The 14,498-nt window shown below is 74.4% G+C and carries 13 protein-coding genes; 7 read left to right on the top strand and 6 right to left on the bottom strand.

The window, feature by feature from the left end; all coding sequences use genetic code 11:
- Window positions 1–25 precede the first annotated feature (25 nt).
- Together ACWDCZ_RS17080 and ACWDCZ_RS17075 are read left to right on the top strand one after the other, a co-directional pair.
- Window positions 26–706, top strand: a complete 681-nt coding sequence (locus tag ACWDCZ_RS17080) for a response regulator transcription factor (RefSeq protein ID WP_049654967.1) — start codon at window positions 26–28, stop codon at window positions 704–706.
- A complete protein-coding gene (locus ACWDCZ_RS17075; RefSeq protein ID WP_449816283.1) occupies window positions 703–2,181 on the top strand; it encodes a sensor histidine kinase in 1,479 nt (492 codons plus the stop codon). The genes ACWDCZ_RS17080 and ACWDCZ_RS17075 overlap by 4 nt, the downstream gene beginning before the upstream one ends.
- 54 nt (window positions 2,182–2,235) lie before the next feature.
- On the opposite strand, the gene efeB is transcribed toward ACWDCZ_RS17075, so the two are convergent.
- From efeB to ACWDCZ_RS17060, 3 genes are all read right to left on the bottom strand, one after another.
- Window positions 2,236–3,555: an iron uptake transporter deferrochelatase/peroxidase subunit gene (gene efeB / locus ACWDCZ_RS17070; protein ID WP_449816282.1), complete on the bottom strand. Its 1,320-nt coding sequence runs from the start codon at window positions 3,553–3,555 to the stop codon at window positions 2,236–2,238.
- Window positions 3,555–5,645: an iron uptake transporter permease EfeU gene (gene efeU / locus ACWDCZ_RS17065; RefSeq protein ID WP_449813768.1), complete on the bottom strand. Its 2,091-nt coding sequence runs from the start codon at window positions 5,643–5,645 to the stop codon at window positions 3,555–3,557. Before efeU ends, efeB begins: the two co-directional genes overlap by 1 nt.
- Before the next feature lie 242 nt (window positions 5,646–5,887).
- Entirely contained in the window at window positions 5,888–6,214 is a 327-nt protein-coding gene (locus ACWDCZ_RS17060; RefSeq protein ID WP_049657126.1) for a hypothetical protein, read from the bottom strand.
- A 408-nt stretch (window positions 6,215–6,622) separates the two neighbouring features.
- Here ACWDCZ_RS17060 and qcrB point away from each other — a divergent pair, with 408 nt between their 5' ends.
- Complete coding sequence (qcrB, locus tag ACWDCZ_RS17055; protein WP_117491383.1) at window positions 6,623–8,245, top strand: cytochrome bc1 complex cytochrome b subunit; 1,623 nt, start codon at window positions 6,623–6,625, stop codon at window positions 8,243–8,245.
- Between the two features lie 93 nt (window positions 8,246–8,338).
- On the opposite strand, the gene ACWDCZ_RS17050 is transcribed toward qcrB, so the two are convergent.
- Window positions 8,339–8,740: a cytochrome C oxidase subunit I gene (locus tag ACWDCZ_RS17050; RefSeq protein WP_143204590.1), complete on the bottom strand. Its 402-nt coding sequence runs from the start codon at window positions 8,738–8,740 to the stop codon at window positions 8,339–8,341.
- Window positions 8,741–8,944: 204 nt separating this feature from the next.
- On the opposite strand from ACWDCZ_RS17050, the gene ACWDCZ_RS17045 reads away from it, so the two are divergent.
- The 3 genes from ACWDCZ_RS17045 to ACWDCZ_RS17035 all read left to right on the top strand — a co-directional run bounded on the left by ACWDCZ_RS17045 (window position 8,945) and on the right by ACWDCZ_RS17035 (window position 11,699).
- Window positions 8,945–9,559, top strand: coding sequence for an acyl-CoA-like ligand-binding transcription factor (locus tag ACWDCZ_RS17045; RefSeq protein ID WP_449816281.1), 615 nt, complete (start codon window positions 8,945–8,947; stop codon window positions 9,557–9,559).
- Between the two features lie 44 nt (window positions 9,560–9,603).
- Entirely contained in the window at window positions 9,604–11,148 is a 1,545-nt protein-coding gene (locus tag ACWDCZ_RS17040; protein WP_449816280.1) for an FAD-dependent monooxygenase, read from the top strand.
- Window positions 11,149–11,267: 119 nt separating this feature from the next.
- The gene (locus ACWDCZ_RS17035; RefSeq protein ID WP_387971107.1) at window positions 11,268–11,699 is read left to right on the top strand and encodes a YchJ family protein; all 432 of its coding nucleotides are present in this window, start codon (window positions 11,268–11,270) and stop codon (window positions 11,697–11,699) included.
- 49 nt (window positions 11,700–11,748) lie between these two features.
- Here the strand turns inward: ACWDCZ_RS17035 and ACWDCZ_RS17030 are convergent, their stop codons facing one another.
- Window positions 11,749–12,708 (bottom strand): polysaccharide deacetylase family protein, encoded by a 960-nt coding sequence (locus tag ACWDCZ_RS17030; protein ID WP_449816279.1) that lies wholly within the window; start codon window positions 12,706–12,708, stop codon window positions 11,749–11,751.
- A gap of 241 nt (window positions 12,709–12,949) precedes the next feature.
- Here ACWDCZ_RS17030 and ACWDCZ_RS17025 point away from each other — a divergent pair, with 241 nt between their 5' ends.
- Complete coding sequence (locus ACWDCZ_RS17025) at window positions 12,950–13,477, top strand: GNAT family N-acetyltransferase (protein ID WP_117486546.1); 528 nt, start codon at window positions 12,950–12,952, stop codon at window positions 13,475–13,477.
- A 63-nt stretch (window positions 13,478–13,540) separates the two neighbouring features.
- Here the strand turns inward: ACWDCZ_RS17025 and ACWDCZ_RS17020 are convergent, their stop codons facing one another.
- Entirely contained in the window at window positions 13,541–14,425 is an 885-nt protein-coding gene (locus tag ACWDCZ_RS17020; RefSeq protein ID WP_449816278.1) for a carbohydrate kinase family protein, read from the bottom strand.
- Window positions 14,426–14,498 lie beyond the last annotated feature (73 nt).

Here is a 14,498-nt window from a genome sequence, read left to right as displayed (position 1 = left end):
GAGCACGCCAGGGAGAATCTCCGCCATGACCCACACCGTGCTGATCGCCGAGGACGACCGGGCCATCCGCGACTCGCTCGCCCGCGCGCTGATGCTGCAGGGCTACCGGGTGCGGGTCGCCGCCGACGGTACCCAGACCCTGGCCGTCCTCGCGGAGCAGCGCCCGGACGTCCTGGTGCTCGACGTGATGATGCCCGAGCCGGACGGCCTGGAGGTCTGCCGCCGGCTGCGCGCGGCCGGCGACCGCACCCCGGTGCTGATGCTCACCGCCCGGGTCGAGGTGCCGGACCGGATCGCCGGCCTCGACGCGGGCGCGGACGACTACCTGGTCAAGCCCTTCGACGTGGACGAGCTGTTCGCCCGCCTGCGCGCCATGCTGCGCCGCCGTCCGCCGGAGTCCGCCACCGAGGTGTTGACCGTCGCCGACCTGCGGATCGAGCCGCCCGCCCGCCGGGCCTGGCGCGCCGCCCAGGAGCTCGAACTGTCCCGCACCGAGTTCGACCTGCTGGAACTGCTCGCCCGGCACGCCGGCGCCGTCCTCGACCAGGCCACCCTGTACGAGCGGATCTGGGGCTACGACTTCGGCCCCGGCTCGAAGAACCTCGCGGTGTTCATCGGCTACCTGCGCCGCAAGCTCGACCGCCCCGGCCTGGCCCCGCTGATCCACACCGTCCGCGGCGTCGGCTACACGCTGCGCGAGCCGTGACCGGCCCGGCCCGCCGCCTCCCCCGGTTCCCGCGCCCGGCCCGCCGCCTCCCCCGGCCGCCGCGCCCGACCGGCCGGCTCCCCCGTCTCCCCCGGCTGCCGCGCCCCGGCCTGCCCACCACCTTCGCGCTGGCCTTCGCCGCGATCGCCGCGCTGGTCGCGGTGCTGATCGGCGCACTCGGCTACGACGCCGCCGCGCGGCTGATCCGGGACGACGAGACCGCCGACTTCGGCGCCGCCGTCGACTCCGTCGGCCGCCAGGTCCAGCGGGAGGTGCTCTTCCCGGGCGACTTCGCCGGCCCGAGCGGCCTGAGCGCCGACCTGGTCCGCCCGATCCGGGTCACCACGCAGTCGCTCGACCCCGACGGCGCGGTGCTGCCCGGCACCGCCCGGCTCGACCTGCCGCCGAGCCCGTCCGACCACGAGCTCGCCCACGCCGACCAGCCGGGCCGCACCTCGATCGGGCTGCGCCACGAGCACCGCGAGGCCTACCGGGTCGGCGTGGTCTCGCTCGGCGGCCGGCGCGGGGCGGTCCAGATCATCCAGCAGGTCGGGCCCACCGAGAAGCTGCTGACCACCCTGCGGACCCGTACGGTCGCCCTGGTGGCGATCGTCGCGGTGCTCGCCGGCGGGGCCGGCCGGCTGCTCGCCCGACGGATCACCCGGCGGCTGGTCCGGCTCACCCACGCGGCCGAACTGGTCGCCGCCAGTGGGCGGTTGGACGTCCCGGTGCCCGCCGCCGGTACGGACGAGGTGGGCCGGCTCGGCCGGGCCTTCGACCGGATGCTGGGCCGGCTCGCCACCGCCAAGGAGAACCAGCGCCGACTGGTCCAGGACGCCGGGCACGAGCTGCGCACCCCGCTGACCAGCCTGCGCACCAACCTCTCGGTGCTCCCCAGCCTGGACCGGCTGCCGCCCGCCGAACGCACCGCGCTGATGGCCGATCTGGTCGAGGAGACCCGGGAGTTGACCCAGCTGGTGGAGGAGCTGGTGGCGCTCGCGGCCGACCGCAGGGCGGACGAGCAGCCGACCGAGGTACTGCTCGCCGACGTGGTCCGGCAGGCCGCCGCCCAGGCCCGGCGGCGCGGCGACCGGGAGGTCGTGGTGGACGCGGACGCGACCGTGGTCACCGCCCGGCCGGACGCGCTGGCCCGCGCGGTGGGCAACCTGCTGGACAACGCCGCCAAGTTCGACCCCGCCGGGACGGGCCCGATCGAGGTGGTGGTGCGCGGCCCGCGGGTGGTGGTGCGCGACCGCGGCCCGGGCATCGACGCGGCCGACCTCGACCGGGTCTTCGACCGCTTCTACCGGGCCACCGCCGCCCGCGGCCTGCCCGGTTCCGGCCTGGGCCTGGCCATCGTGCACGAGGTGGCCCGCTCGCACGGCGGTACGGCCTTCGCCGCCAACCGCGAGGGCGGCGGCGCGGTGATCGGCTTCACCCTCGGCGCCGACGGAGCGGACGGGCCCGACGGCTGAGCACGCGGACGGGCCCGGCGCACAGCAGCGCCGGGCCCGCGGTGGAACCGACCGTCAGACGGCGGCCAGCAGCCCCCGCCCGAGCCAGTCGGCCTCGTCCTTCACCCCCGGCAGGACGAAGAAGTAGCCGCCGCCGGTCGGCGAGATGTAGTCCACCAGCGGCTCGCCGATCAGCCGGGTCTGGGTGGCCTCGAACTGCCGCACCACGTCCTGCTGGTAGCAGCAGAACACCAGGCCCATGTCCAGGTTCCCGGCCCGGTCGACGCCCCGGTCGTAGTTGAAGCCCCGGCGCAGGATGCGCGAGTTGTCGGTGTCGGCGGTGCGCGGGTTGGCCAGCCGGATGTGGGCGTCGAGCGGGATCGCCTTGCCGTCCGGGTCCTTGGCGTAGTCCGGCGCGTCGGTCTCCCGGGCGCCGTCCAGCGGTGCGCCGGTGTCCCGGCGGCGGCCGAACATCTTCTCCTGCTCGGTGAGGGTGACGCGGTCCCAGAACTCGATCAGCATCCGGATGATCCGGATCACCTGGTAGCTGCCGCCGGTCGCCCAGGCCGGCTCGCCCGTCCCGTCGGTGACCCAGACCAGCCGGTCCATCTCGCGCGCGGAGCCGGTGTCCGGGTTGACGATGCCGTCCTTGAAGCCGAGCAGGTTGCGCTGGGCGCCGTCCGGGCGGGACTGGTTCTGGAAGCCGTCGATCCGCCAGAGGATCTGCAGCGCGCCCCGGGTGTGCCGGGTGATGTCGCGCAGCGCGTGCAGCACGGTGTCCTGGCGGTCGGCGCAGATCTGCAGCGACAGGTCGCCGTGCAGTTCGGCGGCCTGGAGGTTGTCGTTCGGGAAGGTCTTCATCGGCGCGAGCCTGACGGGCTTGGCCTTGGCCAGCCCGTAGCGGTCGTCGAAGAGCGAGGCGCCGACGCCGACCGTGACGGTCAGGTGGTCGGCGGGGACGGTCGGGCCGAGGATGCCGCTGTCCGAGGGCGGCGCGCCGACGCCGAGGTCCGGCGGGGTGCCGCCGGCGGTGAGGAAGCGGATCCGCTCGGTCAGGGTCCGGAACAGCGCTTCGAGGCCCTTGCGGTCCTGGGCGATCACCTGGCAGGAGACGAAGGCCGCGAAGCCGGGGGCCGCCGTGGTGACGCCGGCCTGGTGGGCCCCGTGGAACGGCACCGCCCCGGCCTTCTCCTGCGTGCCGTCCCCGGCGGCGGCCGGTCCGGCGGCGAGGGCGAGGCCGCCGCCGGCCAGCACGGCCGCTCCGGCGCCCGCGCCGAGCGCGGCCCGGACGAAGCTGCGCCGGGCCGGTCCGGCCGGGCAGCCGCCCGCCCCGACGGCCTCGGCAGCGGCGTGCGGGAACCGGCAGGAGCCGGTGGCTGCGGTGTGGTCGGTCATCAGGCGGCCTTCCGGATCTCGAGCAGGGCGGGGACGGGGGCGAGGTCTTCGAGCAGTTCACCGGTGGCGCCGTTGAGCTGTCGGCGGGCGTCGGCGGGCAGCCGGTCGACCGGGGTCCAGCCCTCGGGCCGGTGGGCGGCGGCGACCAGGTCGCCGACCCGCTTCATCCCGGCGTTCACCTTGACGAGCACCTGCGGGTCCCGCTCGTCGAGCAGCGGCTGGAGCAGGGTCAGCAGCTCCTGGGTGCCGGTCAGGTTGGCCTGGGCGGTGGCCAGGTTGGTGCCGCTGCCCATGTCGGTGTCGCCGGTCAGCTCGAACTGGAGGGTGTTCTCCAGGATCTCGTGGGCGCGCAGCGGCAGGTCGCCGGGGGCGAAGTCCTGTCCGGGGAAGTCGTGCGCCAGCTTCTCCACGTTCTGCGCCAGGTCGTCGGCGACGGGCGTCAGCTCGGCTGCGGACTGGTCGTGCCAGAGGCCGTACTCCAGCCGCAGGAAACCGGTGAAGCCCGGGTCCCGCTCCTTCTCGGCGAGTCCGTCCGGGCGGCCGTCGATCTTGCCGTCGAGGTCGGCGAAGGTGCCGTACGCGGCGCCGAGCGAGGCGTACCGGAGGTGGGCGGTGAGCCAGTCGGCCTTCGCCGTGGCGAGGTCCCCGGAGCGCACGTCGGCCTGGAGCTTCCGGCTCTCCGTCACGAGCGTCGCGAGGCCCTGGTCGACGTACTCCTTGTAGCTGTCCAGCGGAGCCTTGAGGTCCTCCTCGGCGACCGGCTTGACGGCCTTGACCACGGCGGCGCCGCTGACGTGCACGGCGGCCGAGGTGACGGACTTGCCGCCGGTGGGCACGCAGCGCCAGGCGTAGTCGCCGGAGCCGATGGTGGCGGTCAGGGCGCGGGTGGTGCCGGGGGCCAGGCCCTCGATCTCCCCGTAGACCGCGCCGCTGCCCGGGTCGACCAGGTAGACCTCGGCGACCTTGTCGCCGGTGTTGCGCATCTGGAACACCTGCTGGCCGGGCCGCGGATCGGCGAAGCCCTTGCCGCACTCCTGCTCGGAGACCGCGACGGTGGCGGAGCCGCCCTGCTTGCCCTCGCTGACCGCGATCACCACGCCGGCCACCACCACCGGCACGGCGATCGCCGCGGTCGGCAGCACCCAGCGCGGCCGGCCCGCCCGCACCGGTCCGGCCGTACCCCCGCCCTCGCCCTCGGCCCCGCCCGCGGCGGGCTTCGCCTCGGCGGGAGCGGCGGGAGCGGCGGCCGGGGCTGCCTGGGCCGCCTGGGCGCGCCCACCACTGCGGACCCCCTCGACGAACAGCGTCATCACGACGCCCAGGTACGCGACGTAGCCGACGACCTGGAGCACCGTCATGGTGACGGTCAGGTTGAGGGTGCCCTGGACCAGCGTCGCGTACCAGGACGAGGCGTCCAGGTGCCCGCTCAGGTCGAAGGCGTACGAGGTGCCGCCGCCGACCAGGCCGGACTCCTGGAGGTCCCGCAGGCCGTAGCCGAGGACGCCCGCCGCGACGACGATCAGTCCGACGCCGGTGATGGTGAAGAACCGGGTGAGGTTCATCTTCAGGGCCCGCCGGTACAGGCCCCAGCAGAGCCCGGCCGAGAGCACCAGGCCGACGGCCGCGCCGATCAGCGGCCCGGTGGACTCGCCGGCGGTGCGCACGTTGGTCCACAGGAAGAGCGAGGTCTCCAGGCCCTCGCGGGCGACCGCGAGGAAGCTGGTGAGCACCAGCGCGCCGGCGCCCATCGCCAGCGAGGCCTGGACCTTCTCCTTGATCTCGGCGGAGAGGGTGCGGGCCGAGCGCCGCATCCAGAACACCATCGCGGTGACGAAGCAGACCGCGATCAGGCTGAGCACCCCGCCGAACGCCTCCTGGGCGTGGCCGGAGAGGTTGGCGGCGGTGAAGGTGAGCACCGCGCCGAAGCTCAGGCTGAGCGCGACGGCCGCCGCGACGCCCGACCACACCTGGGGCAGCCGGGCCTTCTGGTCCGCCCGCACCAGCGTGGCGACCAGGATCGACACGATCAGTCCGGCTTCCAGGCCCTCGCGCAGACCGATCAGGAAGCTGGGAAACGCCTCATCCCACATGCGGCGGGCTCCTCCCCCGGGCCGGCCCGGGTCGTTCACCTGTCCTCGACCCCGCCGCGGTGGCGGCGGGGCGGCACAGCCGAACGCCCCGGACACTGCGGTCCAGGGCGCCACGGCTTAGCTTAGGCAAACCTTAGAGCCGCGCAGGTCAACCGCACCCCCGGTTCGGGTAAGGGTTCGGTATGAGCTCGCCCTCGTGTTGACCAAACCCGCAGGCCGGAGGGATCGTCAGGAGCCCGGGGTCACCCCCACCACTGCTCCGGCACCGCCTCCGGTTCGGGCGACTCCGGCACCGTCACCGGTTCGGCGCAACGCACCAGGAGATCACCCTCCTCCGTTCCGGCGACGAGGTAGCCGCACTCGCGCAGCACGACCGCGGCCGCGCCGCTCAGCGCCGCGAGCGCCTCCCGGGAGGGCGGCCCGCCCGGCTCCGCGCCCGGCGTCCAGCCGACCACCACGCCCTCGGGGTGGCGGTCGATCCACAGCGGTGAGGGGCCCGGTCCGGTGTCGAACCCGGCGCGGGCCAGGGCCTCGGTGACGTCCTCGAAGAGTTCACGGTGATCCACCATTGGCGCAGCGTAGGCCCCGGACCTCGCGACCCCCGGACGCGGCGCGCGCCGAAACGCTTCAGCGGCACCCGACCGCAGCATCGGCACCCGTTGGGCCGAGCGGCGGCCAGCCGATCGGGCGTCAGGAACCCCCGTCCGGCCCGACACGCACGGCCGGACGGGCCGATGGACGTGCACAGTCGGCCCCCTGCCGACAGCATGACAGAGTAAGCGCTCCATCACCCTGAGCAACGGGCCCAGCGGAACAGCTGGTCCGCGCGCCGGTCCCGCCGGCGGGCCCGTATCGAGAGGTCCCATGATCACAACACTTCGCCGGCCGCCGTTCCCGCCGGCGGGCCTCCGGCACGGTACGCCGCGGACGCCGGGGAGCCCGTCGTGAGAGCCGACCAGCAGTCGCAGCCGGGACCGGTGACCACCACGCGCGCCGACCCCGCCAACAAGGCCGAGGCGCTCGCCGACTGGGCGGACGGCCGGCTCGGCATCTACTCCCTGGCCAAGGCCAACCTGCGCAAGATCTTTCCCGACCACTGGTCCTTCATGCTGGGCGAGATCGCGCTCTACACCTTCGTCATCATCATCCTCACCGGCGTCTGGCTCACCCTGTTCTTCGTGCCGAGCATGGGCGAGGTCGTCTACGACGGGTCGTACGTCCCGCTCAGGGGCATCCCGATGTCCGAGGCCTTCTCCTCGACCGTCAAGATCAGCTTCGACGTGCGCGGCGGCCTGCTGATGCGCCAGATCCACCACTGGGCCGCGATCGTGTTCGTCGCCTCGATGCTGACCCACATGATGCGCGTCTTCTTCACCGGCGCGTTCCGCAAGCCGCGCGAGATCAACTGGGTCTTCGGGGCGCTCCTGCTGATCCTCGGCATGTTCGACGGCTTCATGGGCTACTCGCTGCCCGACGACCTGCTCTCCGGCACCGGCATCCGCTTCATGGAGGGCGCGGTCCTCGCCGTCCCGATCGTCGGGACGTACCTGCAGTTCTTCCTCTACGGCGGCGAGTTCCCGGGGCACGACATCATCCCCCGGCTGTTCACCGTCCACGTCCTGCTGATCCCCGGGATCATGGTGGGCCTGCTGGCGGCGCACCTGATCCTGGTCTTCTACCACAAGCACACCCAGTTCGCCGGGCCCGGCCGGACCAACACCAACGTGGTCGGCATGCCGCTGCTGCCGGTCTACACCGCCAAGGCGGGCGGCTTCTTCTTCCTGGTCTTCGGCGTGGTCTCGGTGATGGCGGCGATCGCCACCGTCAACCCGATCTGGATGTACGGCCCGTACCGACCGGACCAGGTGACCACCAACGCCCAGCCCGACTGGTACATGGGCTTCTCCGAGGGCCTGATCCGCGTGATGCCCGGCTGGGAGATCAGCGTCTGGGGCGGCCACACCCTCAACCTCGGGGTGTTCGTCCCGCTGATGGTCTTCCCGACCGTCCTGCTGGCCATCTGGTGCTACCCGTTCCTGGAGGCCTGGATCACCGGGGACCGGGGCGAGCACCACATCGCCGACCGGCCGCGCAACGCCCCGGTCCGCACCGCCTTCGGCGCGGCCTGGATCAGCCTCTACCTGATCCTGCTGGCCGGCGGCGGCAACGACCTGCTGGCCACCCACTTCCACCTCTCGATCAACGCGATCACCTACGCGGTGCGGATCGGCTTCTTCACTGTGCCGGTCGTCGTGTTCGTGATCACCAAGCGCTGGTGCCTGGGCCTCCAGCGGCGGGACAAGGAGAAGGTGCTGCACGGCCGGGAGACCGGCGTCATCAACCGCCTCCAGCACGGCGAGTTCGTCGAGGTGCACGCCCCGCTGCCGAAGGGCCGGCTCTACACCCTCACCTCGCACGACCAGCCGCAGCCCTCCGAGCTGCCGCCCGAGGTGGACGAGAACGGCGTGGCCCGCAAGGCCGGGCTGTGGACCCGCGCGCGGGTCAAGCTCTCCCGCGGCTTCTACGGCGAGTACAGCCAGATCGCCAAGCCCACCGTCGAGGAGCACGAGGAGATCGGCAGCGGCCACGGCCACCACTGACCCCCTCCCACACCTGGAAAGGGCCCGCCGCACCGGGAACGGTGCGGCGGGCCCTCGTCGTGCCGGGGCCCGTCGACGGCGGGCCCGGGCCGCTCAGCCGCGCAGGACGGCCGGGACCACGGCGAACAGCGCCGCCGTCACGGTGACGGAGAGGCAGAGCGCGGCCCAGCGGGCGCAGATCCGGCGGCACTCGACGCGGTACCGGGCGGCCAGCCGGCGGCAGCGCTCGACCGCGCGGTCGACGACCTCCTCGGCGTAGCGCAACCGGTCGGCGGCGTAGGCCTGTTCGAGGCTCTCCCGCTCCGCCGCCGGCAGCCACGGGAACTGCGCGGCGAACGCGCGGGCGTCCCGTTCGGCCGCCGCGACCTCCGCCTCCCAGGCCAGGAACCCCTCGATGCGGGCGAACTCCGCCCGGGAGTTCACCCGGGCACCGACGCCGGCGGGCCTGCCCTGACGGGGCGTCCGCGCTCTCGGCGGACGCTGTCTGCCACCCATGACCGCTCCTCCAGTCCTGTCGAGTCGTCCCGCCGGAAAGCCTGCGGGGTCGGGCTCCCGACGGGGATCGCTCCGCGACCAGGCAACTACTACCAGCGACAAACCACAGGTGGCGGGCGGCTCGCCACAGCCCGCGCGGCCGGGAAAAACTTGCGCGCCACGCACTATTGCGCGTCGCGCACCTTTCGCGGGACAGTGGTGGCCATGACGAAGGACCAGCCCGGCCTGCGGGAACGGAAGAAGGCCGCGACGCGGGAGGCACTGGGCTGGGCCGCACTGCGGCTCGCGGTGGAGCGGGGGCTGGAGAACGTCCGGGTGGAGGACATCGCGGCCGCGGCCGGGGTCTCCCCGCGCACCTACAACAACTACTTCTCCAGCAAGGCCGAGGCGATCGTCTCCCGGCACCGCGACCGGGTCCTGCAAGCCGCCGGGGAGCTGCGGGCCCGCCCGGCGGAGGAACCGCTGTGGGAGGCGCTGACCCGCTCCCTCGTCGCACCGTACGTCGGCGCGCCCGAGGAACCCGACCCGCGCTGGACCGCCGCCGTACGGCTGCTGCTGCGCGAACCTGCGCTCCAGGCCGAACTGCTCCGCGACAGCGCCGGCGTCCGGAGGGAGCTGGCGGCGGCGGTGGCCGCCCGGACCGGGACCGACGCCGACCGGGACCTCTACCCGAACCTGGTCGCCTCGGCCGCGCTCTCCGCGCTGCAGGCCGCCAACGAGCACTACCTGGCCGCCGACCCGGTGGTGCCGTTCCAGCCGCTGCTCACCGAGGCGCTGCGCCAGCTGGCGGCCGGGCTGCCCGATCCTTCGTCACGGTGACCCCACCGCATCCGAGGGGCATTCGACATGAACGGGGACTTGAGATGAACAGCGATGTCGTCATCGTCGGCGCCGGCCCGGTCGGGCTGTTCCTGGCCGGCGAACTGGCGCTGGCCGGAATCCGGCCGGTGGTCCTGGACCGGCTGCCCGCGCGCTCGGGCGAGCAGAAGGCCAACGGGCTGGTCGGCCAGGTGCTCCGGCTGCTCGACCACCGCGGCCTGTACCAGCCGCTCAGCGGCGTCCCGGGCGCGCCGCGGCCCGTACCGCGCTTCGTGTTCGGCGCCTTCCCGCTGGAACTGCACCGGCTCGACCGGAACCCGCTGCACGCCGTGCCCGTACCCCAGCACCGGATCGAGGAGGTACTGGAGGAACGCCTCCTCGACCTGGGCGTCACCGTGCGCCGCGACCGCGAGGTCACCGGCCTGCGCCAGGACCCGACCGGGGTGACCGTCGACGTCCAAGGACCCGACGGCGCCGGACAGTTGCGCGCCCGCTATCTGGTCGGCGCGGACGGCGGCCGCAGCACCGTCCGCAAACTCGCCGGGATCGGCTTCCCCGGCGTCACCTCGCCCGACCCCGTCTCCCGCATCGCGCACGTGCTGCCGCCCGAGGGGGTGCGCACCACCGACAACGGCGACGTCCTGCTGCCCGGCTGCCCGACCCCGTTCCGCGTCTTCACCCACACCCGCACCGACCACGGCGTGTTCGTCATCTCCCCGTTCGGCCCGGACGCCGTCATGCTCGCCACCATGGAGTGGGGCGGCCCGCCGGTGGACCAGCGGACCCCGCTGACCCTGGACGAGCTGCGCGCCAGCGTCCGCCGGGTGACCGGCGCCGACCTGCCGCTCGCCCCGGCCCGTACCGCCGGACCGTTCACCCCGCGCCGCACCGTCGGCCACAACACCCGGCTCGCCGAGCGCTACCGCGACGGCCGGGTCCTGCTCGTCGGCGACGCCGCCCACGTGCACGCCGCGACCGGCGGCCCGGGCCTCAACCTCGGCCTCCAGGACGCCGCCAACCTCGGCTGGAAGCTCGCCGCCGACCTGCACGGCTGGGCCCCGCCCGGCCTGCTGGACAGCTACCAGAACGAGCGCCGCCCGGTCGGCGAGCGGGTGTTCATGCACTCCCAGGCCCAGACCGCCCTGATGGCCCCCGGCCCCGGGACCACCGCGGTGCGCGCCCTGTTCGACGAGCTGCTGGCGCACCCGGACAACCTCGGCCGGATCGCCGCGCTGATGGCCGGCAGCGACGTCCGCCACGACGTCGGCTGCCCGCACCCGCTGGCCGGTCGGTTCGTGCCGGAGCTCGCGGCGACCACCCCGAACGGCCCCGCCCGGATCGCCGAACTTGCCCGCACCGGACGCCCGTTGATCGTCGATCTCACCGGCGGCCGGCTCGGCCTCGCGGACCCGGCGGCGGGCTGGAAGGACCGGGTGGACCTCGTCACGGCCGACTGCCCGCAGCCGCCGGCCGGCGCCCTGCTGCTGCGCCCGGACGGCTACGTCGCCTGGGCGACCGGGCCTGACCGGGCGGACCGGGAGGGGCTGGCCCGGGCGCTGCGCACCTGGTTCGGCGCCGCCTCCTCCTGAGGACGGGCACCCGCGGACGGGTTCCGCGGCGACGGGTTCCACGACGACGCGGACGGGCCCCTACCCGCCGTCCGCGGGGCCGCCGGGGAGGCGCCGGACGGGTGGGGGAGAATGGCGGCATGTCCCGACGTCGTTCCGCGCCCCGCGCCGCCGCGCCCCGGCTGCTGCCCTCGTCCCCCTGCCCGTGCGGCCTGCCCGCCGCCTACGGCGACTGCTGCGGCCGGCTGCACCGGGGCCAGTCGGCGGCCACCACCGCCGAGTCGCTGATGCGCTCCCGGTTCAGCGCCTTCGCCGCGCAGGACGAGGCGTACCTGCTGCGCACCTGGCACCCGGACACCCGGCCGGCCGAGGTCGACTTCGACCCGGGGCTGCGCTGGACCGGGCTGGAGGTGGTCGACACCACCGAGGGCGGCGCCTTCCACGCGCAGGGCACCGTCGCCTTCCGGGCGCACTGGACCGAGGGCGGCGAGGAGGGCGTGCTCAGCGAGAACAGCCGCTTCGTACGGCACGAGGGCGCCTGGGTGTACCTGGACGCCCTCTCGCTCGGCTGAGCCACCCGCCCCGCGGCGGCCGCGGTCGGGTGGCTGCTCCGGGCCGCCGCTACAGGTAGTCGTCCAGCCGGGCCAGCGCGAAGCCCTGCGCGGTGACGTCGTTGACGACCTTGCGCAGCAGGTCCGGCATCGAGGCCTTCCAGATGTCGGTGCCCCGGAAGTGGGTCAGGATGATGTCGCCCGGGTGCAGCTTCCGGTCGTCGTAGCGCCACTCCATGTGGTCCGGGAAGGCCTCCTCGTTCCACATCGGCACCGCCTGCACCCCGCAGGAGGCCGCCGCGCGCAGGGTGTCGTCGTTGTACTCGCCGTACGGCGGCCGGAACAGCCGGGGGCGGACGCCGATCTGCTTCTCCAGCTGGTCCTGCTGGGTGCAGATCTCCTCGCGCTGGGTGTCGTAGTCCAGCACCTTCAGGTTGCGGTGGTTGATCGTGTGGTTGTTGATCTCCACGCCCTGGGCGTGCAGGTCGCGGAAGTAGCCGTAGTTCTCGCGGGCGAGGTAGTCGGAGACGTAGGTGCTGAGCGGGATGCCCAGGTCCGCGGCCATCCGGGAGAACTCGGGGTCCTTCTCGTCACCGTCGTCGACGGTCAGGAAGACCACCTTGTCGTCGGTCGGCACCCGGAAGACGACGGGCGGGCGGCCGTCGGCGAGCTTGACGCCCTGCACCGGGGTGAGCTCGGGCTTGGTCGCCGGACGCGGCGGGGCCTTCAGCGGCGGGCGCTCCAGGCCCCAGTGCTGGGCGGCCGCCTCCTGACGGGCCACGGCCTCGGCGCTGTTCGCCTCCTCCGCCAGGGGCGGGGCGCCGGCGTGGTCGGCGTCCGGGGCGGCGGGCGCCGCGTTCGCCTCGGGCGCCGCGTTCGCCTCGGGCGCCGCGTTCGCCTCGGGCGCCGGGGCGGCCTTCGGCCCGGCGGGAGCGGCCGGAGCGGCGCAGCCGGCGAGGACGGCGGAGAGGCAGACGGCGGCCAGCAGGCCGGTCCGTACACCGCCCCGGTGGTGCTGGCTTCCCTTCAAACCCCCATTATTACGACAAACTGATGGTCTGTTCATGGGTGCACTGCTCCCCTGCCGTGCACCACCGCCAATCCCCGCGTCACCCGTGCGGGGCAACGACGCACCGGGTCCTTGCCGTTCCTTTGCCCGGGTGGCGGGGCGACCGGGTGACCGCCGGTCCGACGGCCGGGGCGGAGCGGGCCGGGTGGGGCCGCCGGGAAAACCGATTGCGGCGACGGCCCCCGAATTGGATCATGCGCGCATGACGAACACCGCGCCCCGCCGCTCCGACCTCTGGACCGTCACCACGGCCGACGTGACCGCCCCCGAGGCCCTGGATCTGCTGCGCGAGTACTACTACGACGTGGCCAACCGCTACTACCGCCTGCACTTCGACCGGGAGGGCACACCCGAGGAGCTGGAGTCCGGCCTGGCCGACTCCCCCAGCGACGACCTCGCCGCCCCGGACGGCCACTTCCTGATCGGCCGCCACGACGGCGCCGCCCACTCCTGCGCCGGGCTGCGGCGACTCGACGCCGCCACCGTCGAACTCACCCGGGTCTTCGTCCGGCCCGGCCTGCGCGGCACCGGCGGCGGCGCCGTGCTGCTGGCCGCCGTCGACCGGGCCGCCCGCTCCCTGGGCGCCGAGCGGATCGTCCTCGACACCCGCCTCGACCTGGTCGAGGCCCGCGCGCTCTACCTGCGCAACGGGTACCGGGAGATCCCCGCCTACAGCAGCGGGCCGTACGCCCAGGTCTGGTACGGCAAGGACCTCGCCCCCGTCGAGTAGCGGCGGCGGCCCGGAGGGAACGGACCGGGTTCACACCGCGCCGACGCGCCGGCAGGGCTCCGGTCAGTCCGTCAGGGCGGCCGCGAGTTCGGCCGCCGAGGGCGGGTTGGCGCCCGGGCGCGCGACGGTCAGCGCCGCCGCCGTCACCGACTGGGTGAGGCAGGCCGCGAGATCGGCGCCCGCCGCGTGGGCGTGCAGGAAGGCGGCCATGAAGGCGTCGCCGGCGCCGACCGTGTCCGCGACCGGCACCGGGAGGGCCGCGGCCTCGGCGCGTCCGCCCCCGGCGGTGCGGGCGAACGCGCCCTCGGCGCCGAGGGTGACCGCGACCACGGCCGGGCCGAGGGCCAGCCAGCGCTCGGCGACCGCCTCGGGCCGCTCACCCGGGTAGAGCCAGTCCAGGTCCTCGTCGCTGACCTTGACCAGGTCGCTCAGCGCCACCCAGCGCTCGACCCGGCGGACGGCCCCGGCCCGGTCGCCCATCAGCGCCGGGCGCACGTTCGGGTCGTAGCTGATCCGCGCGTGCCCGCGCCAGCGCTCCACCAGTGCCAGCACCGAACCCGCGCCGGGCTCGGTCACCGCCGCGATCGAACCGAGGTGGATCGCGGCGGGCGGCTCGGCGAGTTCGGTGGGCGGGAGCGTCCAGTGGATGTCGAAGGTGTAGCGGGCCCGCCCCTGCCCGTCCAGCTCCACCACCGCCGAGGGCGTCCGGGCGACCTCGGCGGCCCGGACCCGCACCCCCGCCGACTCCAGGTGCCGCCGGATCAGCAGGCCGTTGGCGTCCGGCCCCAGTTCGGTGAGCAGGGTGGCCGGTCGGCCCAGCCGGGCGAGGCCGTACGCGACGTTCGCGGGGCTGCCGCCGGGGTGCACCCGGTCCGGGACGTCACTCGTTCGGACGATGTCGGCGACGCACTCGCCGATCACCAGAACGGGCGAGGCTGGGCTGGTCACGGCGGCTCCTGGCATCCGGTACGCGGGCGTCGTCTCGACCGCCAAGCCTACGGGGTGCGTCCGGGCGCACGGC

It is taken from the genome of Kitasatospora sp. NPDC001225 (assembly GCF_053597855.1).
This window is presented reverse-complemented; position numbering and strand designations above follow the sequence as displayed.

Coding starts and splice junctions, on each gene's coding strand:
- ACWDCZ_RS17080 (WP_049654967.1), top strand. CDS start 26: ATGACCCACACCGTGCTGATCGCCGAGGACGACCGGGCCATCCGCGAC.
- ACWDCZ_RS17060 (WP_049657126.1), bottom strand. CDS start 6,214: ATGGTGGATCACCGTGAACTCTTCGAGGACGTCACCGAGGCCCTGGCC.
- ACWDCZ_RS17045 (WP_449816281.1), top strand. CDS start 8,945: ATGACGAAGGACCAGCCCGGCCTGCGGGAACGGAAGAAGGCCGCGACG.
- efeB (WP_449816282.1), bottom strand. CDS start 3,555: ATGACCGACCACACCGCAGCCACCGGCTCCTGCCGGTTCCCGCACGCC.
- ACWDCZ_RS17050 (WP_143204590.1), bottom strand. CDS start 8,740: ATGGGTGGCAGACAGCGTCCGCCGAGAGCGCGGACGCCCCGTCAGGGC.
- efeU (WP_449813768.1), bottom strand. CDS start 5,645: ATGTGGGATGAGGCGTTTCCCAGCTTCCTGATCGGTCTGCGCGAGGGC.
- ACWDCZ_RS17025 (WP_117486546.1), top strand. CDS start 12,950: ATGACGAACACCGCGCCCCGCCGCTCCGACCTCTGGACCGTCACCACG.
- ACWDCZ_RS17035 (WP_387971107.1), top strand. CDS start 11,268: ATGTCCCGACGTCGTTCCGCGCCCCGCGCCGCCGCGCCCCGGCTGCTG.
- ACWDCZ_RS17040 (WP_449816280.1), top strand. CDS start 9,604: ATGAACAGCGATGTCGTCATCGTCGGCGCCGGCCCGGTCGGGCTGTTC.